Origin of the sequence: uncultured Clostridium sp. (assembly GCF_934754915.1) — a bacterium.
GTDB lineage: Bacteria > Bacillota > Clostridia > Clostridiales > Clostridiaceae > Clostridium.
Genome location: NZ_CAKVKB010000299.1, coordinates 1 through 2211, shown reverse-complemented (window position 1 = coordinate 2211; position 2211 = coordinate 1). Strand labels below are relative to the sequence as shown.

The following is a 2211-nucleotide window of genomic DNA, read 5'->3' as shown; positions in this document are numbered from 1 at the left end:
GCACTTGTTTGAAGTGTTGCTGTATACACTGTCTGCAATACAGCATATTCCATTGTTTTTTGTGCAAAATCAATATCGTCAGTTTCTGATAAAATGCTTGTCATATTGTAATTTTGATCTTCATTTGTATCTTTAGCTGATTTCATTCTATTTTCCATAGCTCCAACATTTGATCTTATTTTAGATATGTTAGAAGCTATTGCAGTTATATCTTCTGTCATCTTTCCTGATATAGCTTTTAAGGCTGATGAAGCATTTGTAATATTTTCTCCATTTACTTGAAGATTAGCTTGAGTCCCTCCAGATGCTACATCTAAACATTTAACCAAATCCGACAATGTATTTATTACATTAGCACTATTTCCCATACTATCTTTATAATTCAAAATTTCTACTGCTGTTTTATTGTATTTTATAGTTACTCCTTGAGATATTTCAGTTGTAAGATTTGAGCTAATTTGGTTATATGCAATTTCAGCATTTTTAGTATCTGCTATTGGATTTCCATCTTTGTCTTTGTAATTAATTATATTATTATTAGCATCAACATTAAAGGTATTTCCATTCTTGTCCATATAGCTTACTTGTCCTTGGCTGTCTACTGATATTGGTTTTGATGTACTTTTAGTTCCACCAAAAATATAATTTCCATCAAATGACGTATTAAGAACCTGTCCTAATTCCTTCATTTTTTCTACGACTTCATCCTTTATAGCCCCTATTTCATCTTTACTGTAAGAACCATTTCCCGCTTTTACAGTAAGTTCTTTTATTCTAGCCATTATATTGTTAGCCTGACCAAGCGCTGTATCTGTAGTATCAAGCCAATTTGAAGTATCAGTTATATTAGTATTATATTGTTTATTTGCACTTATTTCATTATTAAGCTGCATAGTTCTTACTGCAACATACGGATTTTCCGAAGCCCTCTGAATAGTTTTACCAGTAGCTAATTGATTCTGTAGCGTACCCATGTTGCCTAAATTTCTCTGCAAATTATTCATATAGTTAGATACAAGCATCGAATTAGTCATTCTCATTATTATCATTCCTCCTATTTATAATAATATTTTAACTATCTCTTTAATCCATTAATAACAACGTCTAGAAGTTCATCTACTGTTGAAATCATCTTTGCATTTGCCTGATAAGAATGTTGAAATTGAATCAAATCTGACATTTCTTCATCCAAAGAAACACCCGATTCTGAAAGTCTTAAACTATCTAAATTAGATACTTTTGATTTTTGTGTTGAAAGATCTGATTGTAGTTTGCTTACATTCGATGCAAGTTTAGTTATTATACTTGAATAATAATCATTTAACTTACTTCCTGTACCACTATTGTTTACTAAAGTTATTGAATCTTTTAAATCTAAGCCAGCTTCACTATTATTAAAGAAAGTATTTCTATCTTTTATATCATTAAGAGAAAGTGCGCCAATATTTATTTTTAAATCCTTTAATTGTGCAATTGCTAATGCTCTGCTTCCATCTTTTTCTCCACTATAATCATCTACATGCTGCTTTCCACAGTTAAGTAACGACAAATTGTCTAATATTTTTGAATTTATAGAAATGTTTTTAGCTGTTATTCCACTATCAGTAGTTGCATCATCTGATTTTACAAAAAGTAATTCTGCCGCAATCGGTTTTCCATCTTTATCTAATATACCAGATGTACCGTTCAGTTCTTTACTTCCTGTTTGAATTGAATTAACTGAATATGCAAGAGTTGCTGCAAACTTATCAAGTTCATCCATATATCCTTGAATAGTTTCTTGAACTTTTTGATTACCAGCAATTTCGCCTTCAGTTAATCCAATATTACTATTATTAAATACACATTTTTCCATTTTATTTTTAGTGTAAGAATCTTTTAAGTTACCATCTTTATCACCAATTAACAATCTGTTTTGAAGAAGATTGTTTTTCAAATCTTCATTTGCACCAGCTATTGTGATTTTTTTCTGGTTATCCTTATTTCCAAGTACACTATATGTCACTGTTAATGTACCATCTGTTGCAAGTTCTGCATTTTCTACATATGAAAATCTTGAATAATTTAAATCATTTGGATCTGAATTAATTAGATTTTTTAATGTGCTATCTGTTTTGGTATTCTCAGCAACACTTAAATCTATAGTATTATATTTCTTCTTATCAATTTTAACTCCAAACTTAGAACTTAATTGGTCTATCAGATAGTCTC

2 protein-coding genes are annotated in these 2211 nt (G+C 29.8%); both read right to left on the bottom strand.

The genetic code is table 11. The features are described from left to right. Nucleotides 1–1040: flagellar hook-associated protein FlgL (gene flgL, locus Q0F58_RS19070; RefSeq protein WP_294379604.1), on the bottom strand; the 1040-nt coding region annotated here is incomplete at its 3' end. A 35-nt stretch (nucleotides 1041–1075) separates the two neighbouring features. Further along, the coding region (locus tag Q0F58_RS19065; RefSeq protein WP_294379603.1) for a flagellar basal body rod C-terminal domain-containing protein at nucleotides 1076–2211 on the bottom strand (1136 nt) is incomplete at its 5' end.